Origin of the sequence: Terasakiella sediminum, from assembly GCF_033100395.1 — a bacterium.
Lineage (GTDB): Bacteria > Pseudomonadota > Alphaproteobacteria > Rhodospirillales > Terasakiellaceae > Terasakiella.
Genome location: NZ_JAWLVJ010000011.1, coordinates 31,723 through 46,783 on the forward strand (window position 1 = coordinate 31,723; position 15,061 = coordinate 46,783).

Sequence of the window (15,061 nt, forward strand, 5' to 3'; positions counted from 1 at the left end):
GATTTTTCTAATGTATATAGAGTAAATAGAATTTTGATGGTATTAGTTATTATCTTTTGATTGCATTTCACTATTTAGAGTAACTGTATGCCATATCCGATTGACCAAAAATTAGTAGTGGCTGTTTCTTCGACGGCATTATTCGACCTCCAGGAAGCTGATATAGTTTATAGAACTGCAGGTTTGGATGCTTTTTTGGAGTATCAAGAGCAGAATCGGTCAAATCCACCTGCGGCAGGTGCTGCTTTCCCATTTATTCAAAGACTGCTTGGGCTGAATGAAATTTATTCTGAAGAACAGCCTGTGGAAGTGGTAATTTTGTCCAGAAATCATCCTAAAGCAAGTTTGCGGGTCATGGATGCAGTCGAACATTATGGGCTTAATATCACACGTGCATCATTCACGGCAGGAGATCCGCCGTATCCTTACATGCAAGCTACTAAAGCAGTTCTCTATCTGAGTACAGATAGAGAAGAAGTGCGTGAAGCTGTAGAGAATGGCTATCCAGCGGGACATGTATTACCACATTCAGCTATTCCCGATGATGATGACAAGCAATTAAGGATTGCTTTTGATTTTGATGGTGTGATTGTGGATGATGAGGCTGAAAAAGTATACGCAGATGGAGATTTGCCTCTGTTTCACCATCATGAAAAATTGAAGAGAGAGCAGCCTCTTAATTCTGGCCCAATGTTCCCGCTGCTGAAGAAAATTTCGGACCTTCAAAAACTTGAGGCCACTAAGCCTTACGGTACAAATAATCCTGAAAAACATGTCCGGGTTGCCATTTTGACGGCGAGGAATGCACCTGCCCATGAGCGGCTAATTACGACGTTGGAGAATTATGATATTCAAACGGACGAGCTTTTTCTAACGGGTGGAATTGAAAAGAAGAACTATCTTGATATTCTGAAACCTCAGATATTTTTTGATGATCAACTTGGTCACCTGGAGCCAGCTTCAAAGGATACTCCTTGTGTGCACGTTCCTTTTGGTGTTCGAAACGTTTGAGCCTTCCGCCATGGCTTGTCACGGATTAAATCCGGGATGACAGGGGGGAGATGGTACTCATCTCTCGTCAGCCCGCACTTATTGCGGGCTAAGGGGTGGAAGTCACGTTCCTGCATCTACTCTGATGGCGCAACGGGTGCGCCATGACGGTCTTGGTGTGTTTCAGCCATTGATCTGGGTCCCCGCTTTCGCGGGGATGACAATGAGGTTTTAATGCACACTCAGGGCATGCATGTCGTACTGCACAGCTGTTGCAAAAGCGATGTCGCGGGTATCCAGATGCCCGAGGTGTTCGCCAGCCCCGCTGTAGATTGAATATCCGGGTAAACCTTCGACGGTTTCTTCGATGACATACGCGAGGCGTTCGTGTTCAAATGCTTTGATGGCTTCATCGCGATCATAAGAGATCAGCGCATGTTCTTCGCTGTTGATATAGTTGGTCATAATGGCCTCCATTCTTATCAGCCCTTTTGTCCTATGTGACATTCTGTCAGGACAAATTTCCACTTCACATGAGTCATTATACCCAAAAATTGAACAGTTTGGGAAAATATTCGCTCACAAATCAGTGATAGGACTTTTTTAAAGTGCTTATTCGGCTTTAAGATCGATGGTTTTGGTGTTCGCGGGAACCTGCGGGGCTTCCACATCCTCAATAGGGATGGTGCGCACCTGTGTTTCCGGAATCGGCAGTTCCAGGTCCACATGCAGCAGGCCTTTTTCAAGACGGGCAGCTTTGACTTCCACACCTTCAGCCAGCACAAAACTGCGCTGGAACTGACGTGCGGCAATGCCACGGTGGATGAAGATACGGTCGCTGTCATCCTGTGTGCTGCGACCACGGACCATCAGCTGGTTATCTTCGATGGTAACGGCCAGGTCTTCCATTGAAAATCCGGCGACAGCCAATGAAATACGCAGGCTGTTGGAAGCCGTCTGTTCGATATTATAGGGCGGATAGCCTTCCGCACTGGATTTCGATACCCGGTCAAGCACCTGTTCAAAGTGGTCAAAACCAAGCAGGAGGGGACTGTTAAAGACAGACAGTCGAGGCATGATGTGCTCTCCTTATCAAAAGCGAGATATAAAGTCTTCGCAGCCCTTCATAGGCACTGCGACTGTCCTAATGTCGTCAGTTCTGGTTGAAGAGTCAAGCCTGTGCAGTTGCGAATTCTTTGCCAGCGGCTTCCAATTCGGGAGAAACCCGTTCCATATGGTCATATTTGGCGAATTGCGCACAGATCATACGCACCCGTTCCAGCGGTTCGGGCGGGTTGGTCAGGTCAAACAGGGGCGGGCATAATGGGTCAAAGGCCCGGTTCTGGAATTCCAAAGACAGAGACATGCGTGGATCAGCAGCATAGCGGGAACTGCGCCCTGACCAGTGCCATAAATCCTGTCGCCAACCCAATAAGGATCCGGCTTTGGCAGGAAGGCAGCGCACATCCTGCAACAGGATATCTGTGGGTTCCACAATCGGCGGATCATATTCTTTCTGACGAGACAGCGGCAGGATATTCATACAGCCGTTTTCAGGGGTGGCGTCCGTTAAGGGGATCCAGAGAGACAGGCTTACAAGGAAGTCATCAAAGAAGGCACATTCCCCCGGGTAATCCACATGGGGCGGCCAGCCGGATGTGGCGCCACCTTCGTCTTTATCGATATGCCAGGCCCAGAAATGGGGCAGCAGGCCGAAATCATCGCCCAGGAAGTGCGATAGAAAGCCATTCAGTTGATGAAACAGATTCCAGACATCGTCATAAACATAGATAAAAGCTGCAGGCCAGCCTTCTGCCACCAGGTTTTCAATGCCTGTGCGAAGGGCCTTGATGTCTTTTTCTGGCAGCAACGGGGATTGATGGAGGTAGCCATCGTGATGCAGCGTGTCAGAAATTGCGTCAAACCGTTCGCTTAAATCCAAAGGCGGGCTGAACGTTGGCACCTCTGAAATGGAAAGATGCGGGTTCAGGGTGCGCCAATAGGACACATCCTGCAATTTGTCTGTTAGATCAGTCATCAATTCGGCTTACATCGGGCGTTTTTCTGGGTCGTATTCGACCGGAGCCAGTTTCAGTTTACGCAGTTCCTGCTGAACCTTGGGTTCGCATTTTTTGATCCAGGTAATGGCTGTTTCCTGCATCTTCAGGCGCTCTTCGATGGCTTTCACTTCTTTATCGTAGCGATCCATATTGTCTTTGACATGGTCGCGCTTGGCTTTGCCCGTGAGGCCCAGATCACGCGCTGCTTTATCTGCACGCTGGAAATATTCCCCTTTCTGGGCAAGACTGTCCTGCAGGACGGATTTGCTGAGTTCGAGGTTTTTCGTGCCGGCAGCTTTCAGGCTGCCGATATCATATTCCTGTTCGCGCCAGAATTTTTTGGGGGAGATCATGGCATAGAGCTTGTCGTAAGGATCATGGGGTTTGCAATCAATATCGATATTGGCATTCCAGCCTGCCGGTGCAGGTTCCCCACATGCAGTCAGTGCCAGTATAAACCCAAAGGAAAGCAGTCCGCGTTTGATCATGATTACCCTATGTGTAAAAGCAAGAATATCAACAGTGTACTAGATTATGTGTTCGGCAGAAACGACAATCGCCTACAGCAGTTTGGTGATTTTCTCATGGATGATTTCAGCAACTTCTTTGCGTGATTTGCCTTCGATATCAATCACCATGTCTGCGGCCTTCTCGTAGAATGGCAGGCGTGAGCGCATGACGTCTTCGGCTGATTGGGTTTCAGACAGGCTTGGACGTTTGGCATCGCCCTTTACCTTCGCGGCCAGGCGAGGGATGTCGCCTTTTAACCAGATGATGGTACCGTTTTTGCGCAGGAGATCGACTTTACGTTCGGAATAAATCTCTTTGCCATCTTTGCCGACATCGACGATCACGCCGCCGCCACAGTCAATGATGTTGCCGTCAAGGGCAGTGATTTTCTGGATGGTTGCATATTCCATATCGCGGAAAATGCGCCAGTCGCCGTTATTTTCAGCCTGAATTTCCGGGATGGACTTGCCACTATTGTCATATTGGATCAAAAGGTCCGATGATAAAACATCACGTTTCATCAATAAGGACAGACGGCGTGAAACCTTGGACTTACCTGCGCCGCGCATGCCAATCAAAACAATATTCATGATGCCAACCCCCATAAAAATGCACTGCAACAGCCTTAAGGGATATTGCAGTGCAGTACAAGATTTTTATGTGCTGCCCAGAACCTTGACAACAGATGCCCGTGACAACTGACCCTGCAGGTCACCATCTTCATCTACCACAGGCAGGGGGAAGTCATTTTCCAGTGTATCGGGGATAACGGTTTCCAGCACGCTGTCTGGTGAGATGGCTTCCACATCTTCAAAGACTTCTTCGCAGACCTGAACGTCAGCATTTTCTTTGCTGACTTCTTCTTCCAGTGTTTCCTGAAGGATCACACCCTGATAGCCATTATCATTGACGTAATAGCCGTAATCGCCTTTGGATTTGCGCATTTCTTTCAGCGCTTCGCCAATGGTTTCGGCTGAAATGCGACAGATGGGTGGCTTCATGACGGTATCCACTGTAAGCGCACGGGCCCGGTTGACGTCTTTGACAAAGGCTTCCACATAGTCGGTGGCGGGTTCCAGCAAGATTTCCGCAGGGGGGCCTTGTTGCACCAGTTCGCCATCTTTCAAAATCGCGATACGATCCCCGATGCGCAGAGCCTCATCCAGGTCGTGGGTGATGAAGATAATGGTCTTGTGCAGTTTTTCCTGCAGTTCAATCAGTTGATCCTGCATTTCAGATCGGATGAGTGGATCAAGGGCGGAAAATGCCTCATCCATCAGCAGGATTTCAGCATCTGTGCAAAGGGCGCGGGCAAGGCCGACGCGTTGTTGTTGACCACCGGAAAGTTGACTTGGATATTGTTCTTCATATCCAGCCAATCCCACAGTCTCCAGCCATTCCTTTGCTTTGGAAAGACGGGTGTCTTTATCGACATTTTGTACAGTCAACCCGTAAGCGACATTTTCAATCACCGTGCGATGGGGCAAAAGGCCAAAGCGCTGGAAGACCATGGACATCTTGTGGCGGCGGAAATGTTCCAGGTCTTTCTGGTTCAGATCCATCACATTGGTGCCTTCCACATTGATGACGCCTTCGGTCGGGTCGATCAGGCGGTTGAAGTGCCGGATCAAGGTGGATTTCCCAGACCCGGACAGGCCCATGACCACGAAAATCTCACCGCGCTCAATCGACATATTGATGTCTTTCAAGCCGAGCGTGTGGCCAGTTTCGGCCAGTAGGTCATCTTTTGATTTGCCGTCATGGACCATGGACATAACTTGGGAAGGCGTGCTGCCAAAAACTTTATAAAGGCCGGAGATTTCAATGATGGGATCAGGCATGGCCGCTCTCCAGATGTTTTTGTGTACGTTTGGCGTAAGCTTGAGAGACCCGATCAAAGATGATGGCAAGCACCACGATGGCGAGACCGTTTAGCAGACCCATGGTGAAATACTGATTGGTGATGGATTTCAAAACGGGTTGTCCCAGTCCTTTCACCCCGATCATGGAGGCAATCACCACCATGGCAAGGGCCATCATGATGGTCTGGTTGATGCCTGCCATGATTGTTGGCATGGCAAGGGGCAATTGCACCTGATAAAGCCGCTGAAATGGTGTTGCCCCATAGGCGGTCGCTGCTTCCAAAACATCTTTGTCCACCAGGCGGATACCCAGATTGGTCAGGCGGATGACAGGGGGGATGGCATAAATGATTACGGCGATGACACCCGGCACTTTACCAATGCCCAGCAACATCACCACCGGGATCAGATAGACAAAGGCGGGCATGGTCTGCATGACGTCCAGTATGGGCGTGACAATGGCCTGAACCCGATCAGACCTTGCCATGGCAATGCCGATGGGGATGCCGATGACAATGGAGAGTAAGGTGCAGACGAGAATAATGCTCATGGTTCGCATGGTGTTATCCCACATGCCGAAATAACCGATCAGCATAAAGGCGATGACGGTTGCACCCGACATTTTCCAGGATCGTGTGGCGGCAAAAACCAGTCCGGTTACCACCAGAAGAACCGCCCACCAGGGGCTGTTGAGCAACAGTTTTTCAAACCAGATGAGGAAATAAAGCAAAGGATCAAACAGGCTTTCGATCATGTCGCCATATTCGCGTGAAAAGTCTCGATAGAGGCCATCCAGAGACTTGCGGATGCCGACAAGTTCTTTTCGTTCCATCGCGGGGAATTCGGTTAACCAGGATTTCTCAGCCATTTTGCCCTCGGTTTTATTATTCTTGAATATGTTTATGCCCTCTTAACCAGTGGTAAGAGGGCATAAACTATAGATGGGGATGCTTAAAGCTCAGCCAAGGCTTTCTTGATCTTGGCGGCCACATCGGCGGGCACCCACTGGCTCCAGGTGGCTTCGTGAGTTTTCAGGAAATGTTCAGAAATGATATCGCCGTCAGCCTGTTGATCTTCCATCCAGGCGAGCAGTTCGTTCATCTGCGCATTTTTATAGCCACGTTTGGACAGATACGCATAAGCGGCAGGTGCACGGTTGGCGAAATCTTCTGTCGTCATGGTTTTAACCGGCGATGGCGGATACATGGATGGTTTTGGATCGTCACAGACTTCCTGCGTCAGGCAGTTGGAGAAATGTTCCTGATCCACGCCGCTTTCAAAATCGACTTTGACCATTTTATATTTCCCAAGCACAGCTGTCGGTGCCCAGTAATAGCCAAACCAGGCTTCCTGACGCTCATAAGCTTTGGCGATGGACCCGGCAAGGGCGGGGCCTGAACCCGGGTCAACCAGATCAAATCCGGCTTCTTCCAGTTTCAGGGCTTTATAAAGATTGTCGTTGGTGACCTGACAGCCCCAGCCTGCCGGGCAGGTCATAAAACCAGACGCATCCGGGTCTTCCGGATGTTTAAAGATTTTAACCTTGGCTTTGATGCCGGAAAGGGTGGCAAGGCTCGGGTCTGCCTTGACCAGATAGTCCGGCACCCAGAAACCTTCTTCCCCGCCATCGATCAAAGCGTCACCTGCAATGCGCAGGCGCTTGTCTTCAATCCCTTTGGCAAGCGCCGCCTTGAAGTTATTGGTCCAGAATTCTGGCGCAACGTCGGGTTCACCCTTTTCGACCATGGATGTGCCTGTGGGCATGGTGTCGCCGGTGATCAGTTCGGCTTCACAGCCATAACCGTGCTGGAGGATGAATTTATCCACATTGGCGATTAATGTTGCTGATGGCCAGTTCATATCCGCGATGGTCACTTTGCCACAGTCTGAGGCATGCGCAGGCATCGCCAGCCCCATCAGGGCGGCGGCGGTTATACCGATAATCGTTTTCATGTTTGTCTCCCTTGGCGTGCCCAGAATTGGTCTAATCTTTAAAAAAAATAGGCACAAAAAAAGGACTTAACATATGTAAGTCCGTTGCGACTAAGCCTATAAAGTGAAATCCGGGCTGTCAAGGGTAGCCCAGAAAAAATCTGGAACGGGCGAATTTTATCCATCACAGTCAGGACTGACCATGATGGATAAAGGCTTCAGCTGAAGGAGATGTTTTTGTTAATGTGCGTTGTTTAAATATAACCTGCTTCGATCAATTCATTTTCAAGGATGATGATTGCCTGGTCGTATAAGTCGATTTGTTTTGTATCTAGGTAGGTAAAGGACAGTCGGGTTTCTATTTCTGTTAACACTTGGAATGTGTCGAGACAGATTGTTCCTTCAAGATGATTTTTCAGAATAATCGCTTTAATGTCAGCGGGCATGCAACAACGTGGACTGTATAAATTGTCCATGTTTAATGTTGCGCTCAAACGCTCGAGAAAAGACGTGATACACATCCACCAGAAGGCGTCTTCTCCGTTCTTGAAGGTGCCTGTTTTTGTTTTGACAGGGACAGTTTGAATATCGTTGGCCAGGCTGATTTTCAATTCTTCACACGTCATTGGCTTTTTGCCTCACAGAGCAGAGAATAACCGATGATACAGATTGAAATCGTGACCCAATTGAGGGGAGTGAGTGGTTCAAAATTTTGATCAGTTATGAAATAGGTCATAACCATGGGAAGGGTTGGGGAGACTATAAAATCCTTTAGGCGAGAGGCTTGATGCACAAATGTTTCCAACATGTTTTTCTCCTTCAAAATTAACTTGAAGAGAGGATATGTTGAGTAGTCGAAGGCAATATGCGCTGAATGTGAAATCCGTGTGAAATCGTTTAGGGTCAGGACCCTAGATTAAACGGGGAAGTTTAAAGTTACCCGGCAGCCTGTCTGGATTGTCTCGATACTTATGGAACCATGATGTAGCGACATAACTTCTTTGACAAAGCTTAATCCGAGACCTGTGCTTTTTTTGCCTGTATCAGGGCGTGGTAAGGAATAAAAACGTTCAAAGACACGATCTTTTGCGTAGTCGGGAATACCCGTTCCTTCGTCCGTAATGGTTAAAGAAAGGCTGTGTTCGTTGCAGTTACCAGAAATTGTGATGTGACTATTATCGGGTGAAAAATCCAGGGCGTTATCCAGAATATTGTGAATGGCCTGACCCAGTAAAAAAGGGTCTCCCTGAATGCGAAAATCTTTTGGCAAGTTTATGGCCCATTGAATGTTTTTGTCAGCACAGGGCAGGTCGAAATATTGCAGTTGATCGGCAAGGACAAGCGGTAAGTCGATTGTTTCTCGTTGTTCCAGTTGTTGTTGCTTTTCAAGTCTTGCCAGATCAAGAAGCTTGTCAACAATGTCTTGAATGCGCTGCGTTTCATTTTGAATGTTAGAGATGAAACGGACTTGGTCCTCTTTGGGCAGGTCTTCTTTGAGTAATTCTGCAGCGCCTTTAACTCCTGTCAGAGGGCTTTTAAGTTCATGCGTCAGAGCATGGACATAATTTTCAACATATTCCTTGCCTTCAAGAGCCTGTTTCATATCTTCAATGGCGCTTCCCAACTGAGCCAATTCTTTTTCTTTGATAGGGGGTAAAGTGACTTTTTCACCCTGTTCTACAAGATTGACGTACTCAAGAAGTGTTCGTGTCGAGCGGGTCAGATAGTGTGATAACCACCAGCCTAGGGCAAGTGTAAACAGAAATAATACGGTGGCCGCCTGAGTAATATTTTGTTGGCTCAACTGTATGAAGGGGAGAACACTGATACTGGGTTTATAAACACTGAGTACACCAATGATCTGACCGTTGTTTATAATCGGTGCAGCGACATACATAACGGATGATTTTTCATCATCATAGAGTGCGTGAGTGGTTCTGGCCCCATATTTTCCCTGCAGTGTTCGACGTACATCAATCCAACGGAAATAGTCTTGTCCAACAGCATCGGGATTGCCGGAATCATATAGTACGATGCCCTGATGATCCGTAATGTAGATGTTAAAAGATGTATCTTCTTTAAGAAGTCCCCATATCTCCGCATTCATTTTACGTGCCAAGAAGTTTTGCATGACTTCTGCAATAGGGCTTTCGGTTACATTGCGCCTTAAAACATCATCTTTGACAATTTCTGCCAATAAATTGGCGACATCAACCATGGTTTCCTCCATGGATTGCCTGACTGCGGGACGGAATTCATCGCTCACGCTTTTTAATAAGAAAAGCCCAGCAATGGCAATGACCAGAAAATAGCCTAGAAATATCCGGTGATTGAGTTTCATTTAGGCCTCAATGCTGTACCCCATCCCACGATGGGTTTTAATGAGGTTGGTTTCATCACTCACGTCTCTCAGTTTGGCACGCAGGGTTTTTATATGTGCATCAACCGTTCGATCCATACTGGCTTCCGGGGCATCCCAGACATGTGCCATGATTTGTTCACGGCTGAAGATTCTCCCTGGCTGAGACAATAGATATTTCAGCAAACGATATTCGTACCTTGTCAATTCCAGGTGGGTGTTTAAGTATGTGATGCGCCCCTTGATCTCATCAACATTAAAAACGCCTGCCGATGTTTGAGGTGTGTTTCCGGTTCTTTTGAGGATTGCCTTTACACGGGCAACAACTTCGCGTGGGCTAAAGGGTTTAACAACATAGTCATCTGCACCAATCTCAAGACCCACAACCCGGTCAATCTCATCATTTCGGGCGGTCAGGAAAATGATGGGCAATTCCGAAAAATTACGGACTTCTTTGCAAACTTCAAAACCGCTTAAATCAGGTAAGCCGACATCAAGAATAATCAGATCCGTCGGGAATTCTCTGGCATGTTGAATGCCCTCTCTTCCCACCGTCTTCCAGTTCACATTGAAACGATCACTTTCCAATGCGTAGGTCAATGTATCTGCAATCGATTTTTCATCTTCAATGAGAAGGACATTCTGTTTCATGTGCGCGAAGTAACTTCTGTTGGGATACGATCTTCCTTAACTATGTACAGCATTCATGACAATTATGTCTCTACTTCTTCAAAAAAGCGGATGTTTTTGCTGTCTTAAGTGCATTTTTGTTTAGGGAGATACCTGGAAGTGAAATTAGCACGTTGAAAACGAGCCCCTACACAATCTCTATTGTGCAGATATCAGGTTTAATTATTTGGGAAAAGCTGGAGCGGGCGAAGGGAATCGAACCCTCGTGTACAGCTTGGGAAGCTGTCGTTCTACCATTGAACTACGCCCGCTCAATTGTGTGAGGCACTTTGTATGGCGTTTGGGCGAAGGTTTCAACTGGTTTCTTTATGCAGGCGGCAAAAACTATTTATTTAGTTGATTTGTATTATAAGTACTTCTACTATGTATTTATAAAAATGCTGGACAGTGCTCCGTCTGCTCCCCATGTGATGAATGATATTTTTTATGATTTCATGCAGGTTGAGGTGATGGTGACGCAGATTGAAGTGGCTGACACGGAAAAACAGCTGTTGAATGATAAAGCCTTTCAGGCTGTCTACGATATTCTCCCCTATCTTATCGCGTATATTGATCGCAATCGGCATTATCTTTATGCCAATGAAGCTTATGCCAGTCATTTTGGTGTGTCAAAAGAAGAGATTGTCGGCAAGCATATCAGCGAAGTATTGGGGCTGGAAAACTATCGCAAGGTCAAACCCGTCAGCGATAAAGGTTTGGCAGGCGAAGGATCGACCTTTAGCTTTCCCTCACGCGATGCCGAGGGAAAGGCACGGTTTTTTGACGCCCAGATCATTCCGGCCACAGCTGGTGGTATTGGTTATGTTGCTGTTCTGGAAGATGTGACACAGCGAAAACTGGATAAACAGAAACTGGAAGACCTGGTTGAAGACAGAACCCACAAGTTGCGATCTAATGAAATGCGCTTACAGGGGATCATTGAGGCTTCATACGATCTGTTTTGGGAAACCGATGAAAACCATCATTTTGTCTATGTGTCAAAACCAGCAGCCTTTGCCCAGAAGCTCAGTCTGCCGGAATTAATCGAAGGCTGTTTTATTCAGCGCCCGGACGGTAACCCGGAGAGTTTCTTCAAGAATGCTTTAAGCCAGCACATTCCTTTTCTGGATATGGAAGCAGTGGTCACTGACGAGAAGGGGGAAACCCAGTATCTCAGCCTCAGCGGAAAGCCCAGTTTTAATAAAGACGGGGAATTCGTCGGCTATCTGGGTGCAGCGCATGACATCACCCAATTTATCAGTCATGAGGAAACGCTCTATCAGGCAAAGAAAAAGGCGGATGCAGCCAATAAAGCCAAGTCGCAGTTTTTGTCGTCGATGAGCCATGAATTGAGAACACCGCTGAATTCCGTTATTGGTTTTTCTCAATTGATGTTATCGGACCCCCGGGATCACTTAAGTGAAAAACATCAGAATTGTGCGCAGAATATCTTAAAGGCAGGGGAACATCTGCTGACCTTGATCAATGATATTCTGGATTTGGCGAAGATTGAATCGGGTAATCTGTCTTTGTCTCTGGAAGAGATTGCGGTGAGTGAGGTCAGTAGCCATTGTCATGACTTACTGGATACGGTTGCTGAACAAAAGAAAATACGGCTTCTTAACAGGGTGGATGGGCAGACCGAACAGATTATTCTGCAGGCTGATTTAACACGCCTGCGCCAGGTGATGCTGAATCTGCTTTCCAATGCAATCAAATATACCCCGATGGGTGGTGAGGTTGCGGTGGACTGTCAGGTCCGCGAAGATGGTTTTCTGCGCTTCAGGGTTTCTGATACGGGGCCGGGATTGAGTGCAGAAAATATTGGTCAGTTGTTTAGACCTTTTCAACGCTTGGGCGCAGAAGGTGGCGCGATTGAAGGGACGGGCATTGGCCTGACGATTGCCAAACAACTGATTGAGTTGATGCAGGGAAAGATCGGTGTGGAAAGTGTGGTGGCCAAAGGTAGCTGTTTCTGGGTCGATGTGCCCATTGCAAAGATGCCTGCGGCTTCGAAAAAAATACCGGATCGCAATGGTGATGTGCGACGGAAACGTATGGGTGATTTCACCATACTTTATATTGAAGATAACCCCAGCAACCTTCAACTGATGGAGGCTGTGATGGAGAGGGTGGAAGGGGTGCAGTTGATGAGTTCCCCTACGGCGGAAATTGGCGTGCAGCTTTCCATTGCCCATCAGCCGGATTTGGTCCTGATGGATATTCATTTGCCGGGCATGAATGGGCTGGAAGCGTTGGAATTTTTAAAAACGGACAAACGAACTACTGACCTCGAAGTCATGGCTCTCAGTGCCAATGTGATGCCATGTGATGTGGAAGCGGGGCTTAAGGCAGGTTTTTCTGCCTATCTGACCAAACCGCTGGATGTCCCGGCCTTCCTTGAGCTGCTGGAAGAAAAAATCACACAGAAGAACAGTTCTTAAGGCGTGCTTAGATATAGTCACTTTAACTCCTTTAAGAAAAGTACAACTCCCGCTCTTCACTCGTTTGAGGGACGCTTTCTACATTTTGATAAGTTAATATAAAGAGAATCGATAAAATAATCGAAACAGAATGTAGGGAGGTAAAATGCTGAAGACAGTGCGTGATCTATGCTGGGATGACAAGGTGCATAGTGTGGGGCACCCGATTCTGGATGAACAGCATAAGATTTTGTTTAATTTGATTAATTCCCTGTCCCACCAGGCATCATATCAGCATGCAACGGATGACCTGAAGGGGTATAATTATATATTGGCAGAACTGAAAAAATATATCGAATTTCATCTGACCTACGAAGAAGACCTGCTGACAAAGATGAGTTACGAAGATGTCCAGATCCACAAAGCGAACCACAAGAAATTTGTTGATGAAATCGGCGCCATAACCATTCAAGATGATGACCGTCAAAACAAGGTGCGTCTGGTCGAGTTCCTGCGCAAATGGTGGGAAGGCCATGTTCTGGTCGAAGATATGAAATATAAAGAGACAATGATAACAGTGGTGAATTGATGAGGGCACCTTTTGGTGCACGTGTGTACCTTTCTGTTTCATCAGAGTGTCGAATGGTCGTTCACGTTTTTTTGAATTGGATATCAGCGCGGTTCTGGATACTCTACAAAAAAGACCTAATGCCATGAAGGACAAGACGAAACGTGGATACCAATATTGAATATCAAAAATTCGAACATCCTGACATTACAGCCAAAGGGGAAGAACGCGCGCTTGTGGCGCTGACCCACTTGCATACGCTCTGGTTCAATACCGGGAGTTTGTGCAACATCACTTGTCAGGGCTGTTATATGGAATCCAGCCCGCAGAATGATCGTCTGGCCTATATTACGGCAGCTGAAGTTCGCACTTATCTGGATGAGATCAAGGCCCATCAGATGGGGGTGACGGAAATCGGCTTTACGGGCGGTGAGCCTTTCATGAACCCGGACATCATCGAAATTCTGACCGACTGTCTGGAAGCCGGGTTTGAAGTGTTGGTCCTAAGCAATGCGATGAAACCGCTGCACCATAAAAAGGCAGCCCTGCTTGATTTGAAGGAACGTTATGGCGACCAGCTGGGGATTCGTGTTTCGGTAGATCATTATCGCCGTGAAGAACATGAAAAACTGCGCGGCGTTGATACTTGGGCACCGATGATTGAAGGTCTTTCCTGGTTGGCGCAAAATGGTTTTAAGCTGGCGATTGCCGGACGTACGCTCTGGGGGGAAGAAGAGCATTCAGAACGTGCGGGCTATAAGGCGATGTTTGAACGTGAAAACATCCCGGTTGATCATAATGATCCGATGGGCTTGGTTCTCTTCCCTGAAATGGATGAACAGGCAGATGTGCCGGAAATCACCGTTGCCTGTTGGGATATTTTAGGGGTGCAGCCCGATGCAATGATGTGCGCAACCTCGCGCATGATCGTCAAACGCAAAGGGGCAGATAGCCCGGTTGTCATGCCCTGTACCTTGCTGCCTTATGACGAGAAATTTGAGATGGGTGCTGAACTGTCAAAGGCGGACAAGGAGGTGAAATTAAATCACCCCCATTGTTCCAAATTCTGCGTGCTGGGTGGCGGGTCTTGTTCCAAGGCGGATTAATAGCCGTTCAGTTTTAAGTTTCTAAACATGGTATCGAAGTCTTTTGAACGGACCTCTTTGTCGCAGTAAAACAGATCGACAATGGTGTCCACATAGTTCATGTCGTTGTCATAGGCAGTTGGGCGTAAACGATAACCGCCCCGTGCAACAATACATTCGCGGTTTGTTGCGGCATGTGTTCCATAGGCATAATAGCCAGTAGATCTTACATTACGGTGATCGATTTTGTGGAATGAGCTTTGGTCAATATTAATTTTTGTTCCCAGTGAGTCTGACAGTTTGAAAATGGCTTCTTTTTGATTGACGGCGGTATCAGTTTGGGCATTGAACCAGGCACCGATGACGCGTTGAACGTGAATAAGTCCATTTTGGTATTCAAGGGTGTATTTGCTGTTGCGCACTGCATTGTCGCGGTCTTGATGTGAGACGCTTGTCACACTTACGGGTGAAATGTCAGGAAAGTTGATATCTGCTTTGGATTTATCAACATCGTGCCAGGCGCTGAATTCCATATTTTGATGGGCCTGACAGGCTGTGAGGCTGAGGGTTAGCGCAAAAAGTGCGATGAGTTTTTTCATCTAT

Annotated in this window: 16 protein-coding genes and 1 tRNA gene; 4 read left to right on the forward strand and 13 right to left on the reverse strand. The window is 47.3% G+C overall.

The window, feature by feature from the left end:
• Window positions 1-87: 87 nt before the first annotated feature.
• Window positions 88-1,011 carry a 5'-nucleotidase gene (locus RYZ26_RS10205; protein WP_317683101.1) on the forward strand — a complete coding sequence of 308 codons (924 nt, stop codon included), beginning with the start codon at window positions 88-90 and terminating at the stop codon, window positions 1,009-1,011.
• Window positions 1,012-1,221: 210 nt separating this feature from the next.
• Here RYZ26_RS10205 and RYZ26_RS10210 read toward each other — a convergent pair whose 3' ends face one another.
• The 12 genes from RYZ26_RS10210 to RYZ26_RS10265 all read right to left on the reverse strand — a co-directional run bounded on the left by RYZ26_RS10210 (window position 1,222) and on the right by RYZ26_RS10265 (window position 10,654).
• A complete protein-coding gene (locus tag RYZ26_RS10210; protein ID WP_317683102.1) occupies window positions 1,222-1,455 on the reverse strand; it encodes a hypothetical protein in 234 nt (77 codons plus the stop codon).
• 147 nt (window positions 1,456-1,602) lie between these two features.
• Window positions 1,603-2,067: an Hsp20 family protein gene (locus RYZ26_RS10215; protein WP_317683103.1), complete on the reverse strand. Its 465-nt coding sequence runs from the start codon at window positions 2,065-2,067 to the stop codon at window positions 1,603-1,605.
• Window positions 2,068-2,161: 94 nt separating this feature from the next.
• On the reverse strand, window positions 2,162-3,028 hold the full coding sequence (locus tag RYZ26_RS10220) for a phytanoyl-CoA dioxygenase family protein (RefSeq protein ID WP_317683104.1): 867 nt from the start codon (window positions 3,026-3,028) through the stop codon (window positions 2,162-2,164).
• Window positions 3,029-3,037: 9 nt separating this feature from the next.
• Window positions 3,038-3,538 carry a hypothetical protein gene (locus RYZ26_RS10225; protein WP_317683105.1) on the reverse strand — a complete coding sequence of 167 codons (501 nt, stop codon included), beginning with the start codon at window positions 3,536-3,538 and terminating at the stop codon, window positions 3,038-3,040.
• A 72-nt stretch (window positions 3,539-3,610) separates the two neighbouring features.
• Entirely contained in the window at window positions 3,611-4,150 is a 540-nt protein-coding gene (locus RYZ26_RS10230) for a shikimate kinase (RefSeq protein WP_317683106.1), read from the reverse strand.
• A gap of 66 nt (window positions 4,151-4,216) precedes the next feature.
• Complete coding sequence (locus RYZ26_RS10235; protein ID WP_317683107.1) at window positions 4,217-5,401, reverse strand: quaternary amine ABC transporter ATP-binding protein; 1,185 nt, start codon at window positions 5,399-5,401, stop codon at window positions 4,217-4,219.
• Window positions 5,394-6,290: an ABC transporter permease gene (locus RYZ26_RS10240; RefSeq protein ID WP_317683108.1), complete on the reverse strand. Its 897-nt coding sequence runs from the start codon at window positions 6,288-6,290 to the stop codon at window positions 5,394-5,396. Before RYZ26_RS10240 ends, RYZ26_RS10235 begins: the two co-directional genes overlap by 8 nt.
• Before the next feature lie 83 nt (window positions 6,291-6,373).
• Window positions 6,374-7,375, reverse strand: coding sequence for an ABC transporter substrate-binding protein (locus RYZ26_RS10245; RefSeq protein WP_317683109.1), 1,002 nt, complete (start codon window positions 7,373-7,375; stop codon window positions 6,374-6,376).
• Between the two features lie 233 nt (window positions 7,376-7,608).
• Complete coding sequence (locus tag RYZ26_RS10250; protein ID WP_317683110.1) at window positions 7,609-7,980, reverse strand: hypothetical protein; 372 nt, start codon at window positions 7,978-7,980, stop codon at window positions 7,609-7,611.
• Window positions 7,981-8,270: 290 nt separating this feature from the next.
• Entirely contained in the window at window positions 8,271-9,695 is a 1,425-nt protein-coding gene (gene creC / locus RYZ26_RS10255; protein WP_317683111.1) for a two-component system sensor histidine kinase CreC, read from the reverse strand.
• Complete coding sequence (gene creB / locus RYZ26_RS10260; RefSeq protein WP_317683112.1) at window positions 9,696-10,364, reverse strand: two-component system response regulator CreB; 669 nt, start codon at window positions 10,362-10,364, stop codon at window positions 9,696-9,698.
• Window positions 10,365-10,580: 216 nt separating this feature from the next.
• A tRNA-Gly gene (locus RYZ26_RS10265) sits at window positions 10,581-10,654 on the reverse strand.
• Between the two features lie 126 nt (window positions 10,655-10,780).
• On the opposite strand from RYZ26_RS10265, the gene RYZ26_RS10270 reads away from it, so the two are divergent.
• The 3 genes from RYZ26_RS10270 (at window position 10,781) to RYZ26_RS10280 (ending at window position 14,479) form a co-directional block, all read left to right on the forward strand.
• The gene (locus tag RYZ26_RS10270) at window positions 10,781-12,826 is read left to right on the forward strand and encodes a hybrid sensor histidine kinase/response regulator (RefSeq protein ID WP_317683113.1); all 2,046 of its coding nucleotides are present in this window, start codon (window positions 10,781-10,783) and stop codon (window positions 12,824-12,826) included.
• A 145-nt stretch (window positions 12,827-12,971) separates the two neighbouring features.
• The gene (locus RYZ26_RS10275; protein WP_317683114.1) at window positions 12,972-13,394 is read left to right on the forward strand and encodes a bacteriohemerythrin; all 423 of its coding nucleotides are present in this window, start codon (window positions 12,972-12,974) and stop codon (window positions 13,392-13,394) included.
• A gap of 143 nt (window positions 13,395-13,537) precedes the next feature.
• Window positions 13,538-14,479, forward strand: coding sequence for a radical SAM protein (locus tag RYZ26_RS10280; protein ID WP_317683115.1), 942 nt, complete (start codon window positions 13,538-13,540; stop codon window positions 14,477-14,479).
• On the opposite strand, the gene RYZ26_RS10285 is transcribed toward RYZ26_RS10280, so the two are convergent.
• Window positions 14,476-15,057, reverse strand: a complete 582-nt coding sequence (locus tag RYZ26_RS10285) for a hypothetical protein (protein ID WP_317683116.1) — start codon at window positions 15,055-15,057, stop codon at window positions 14,476-14,478. The two genes, RYZ26_RS10280 and RYZ26_RS10285, sit on opposite strands and share 4 nt — an antisense overlap.
• Window positions 15,058-15,061: the final 4 nt, after the last annotated feature.

What these genes read in the sequence shown, in the direction of transcription:
- RYZ26_RS10205 (WP_317683101.1), top strand. Translation starts at nt 88, where the DNA reads ATGCCATATCCGATTGACCAAAAATTAGTAGTGGCTGTTTCTTCGACG.
- RYZ26_RS10210 (WP_317683102.1), bottom strand. Translation starts at nt 1,455, where the DNA reads ATGACCAACTATATCAACAGCGAAGAACATGCGCTGATCTCTTATGAT.
- RYZ26_RS10215 (WP_317683103.1), bottom strand. Translation starts at nt 2,067, where the DNA reads ATGCCTCGACTGTCTGTCTTTAACAGTCCCCTCCTGCTTGGTTTTGAC.
- RYZ26_RS10220 (WP_317683104.1), bottom strand. Translation starts at nt 3,028, where the DNA reads ATGACTGATCTAACAGACAAATTGCAGGATGTGTCCTATTGGCGCACC.
- RYZ26_RS10225 (WP_317683105.1), bottom strand. Translation starts at nt 3,538, where the DNA reads ATGATCAAACGCGGACTGCTTTCCTTTGGGTTTATACTGGCACTGACT.
- RYZ26_RS10230 (WP_317683106.1), bottom strand. Translation starts at nt 4,150, where the DNA reads ATGAATATTGTTTTGATTGGCATGCGCGGCGCAGGTAAGTCCAAGGTT.
- RYZ26_RS10235 (WP_317683107.1), bottom strand. Translation starts at nt 5,401, where the DNA reads ATGCCTGATCCCATCATTGAAATCTCCGGCCTTTATAAAGTTTTTGGC.
- RYZ26_RS10240 (WP_317683108.1), bottom strand. Translation starts at nt 6,290, where the DNA reads ATGGCTGAGAAATCCTGGTTAACCGAATTCCCCGCGATGGAACGAAAA.
- RYZ26_RS10245 (WP_317683109.1), bottom strand. Translation starts at nt 7,375, where the DNA reads ATGAAAACGATTATCGGTATAACCGCCGCCGCCCTGATGGGGCTGGCG.
- RYZ26_RS10250 (WP_317683110.1), bottom strand. Translation starts at nt 7,980, where the DNA reads ATGACGTGTGAAGAATTGAAAATCAGCCTGGCCAACGATATTCAAACT.
- creC (WP_317683111.1), bottom strand. Translation starts at nt 9,695, where the DNA reads ATGAAACTCAATCACCGGATATTTCTAGGCTATTTTCTGGTCATTGCC.
- creB (WP_317683112.1), bottom strand. Translation starts at nt 10,364, where the DNA reads ATGAAACAGAATGTCCTTCTCATTGAAGATGAAAAATCGATTGCAGAT.
- RYZ26_RS10270 (WP_317683113.1), top strand. Translation starts at nt 10,781, where the DNA reads ATGCTGGACAGTGCTCCGTCTGCTCCCCATGTGATGAATGATATTTTT.
- RYZ26_RS10275 (WP_317683114.1), top strand. Translation starts at nt 12,972, where the DNA reads ATGCTGAAGACAGTGCGTGATCTATGCTGGGATGACAAGGTGCATAGT.
- RYZ26_RS10285 (WP_317683116.1), bottom strand. Translation starts at nt 15,057, where the DNA reads ATGAAAAAACTCATCGCACTTTTTGCGCTAACCCTCAGCCTCACAGCC.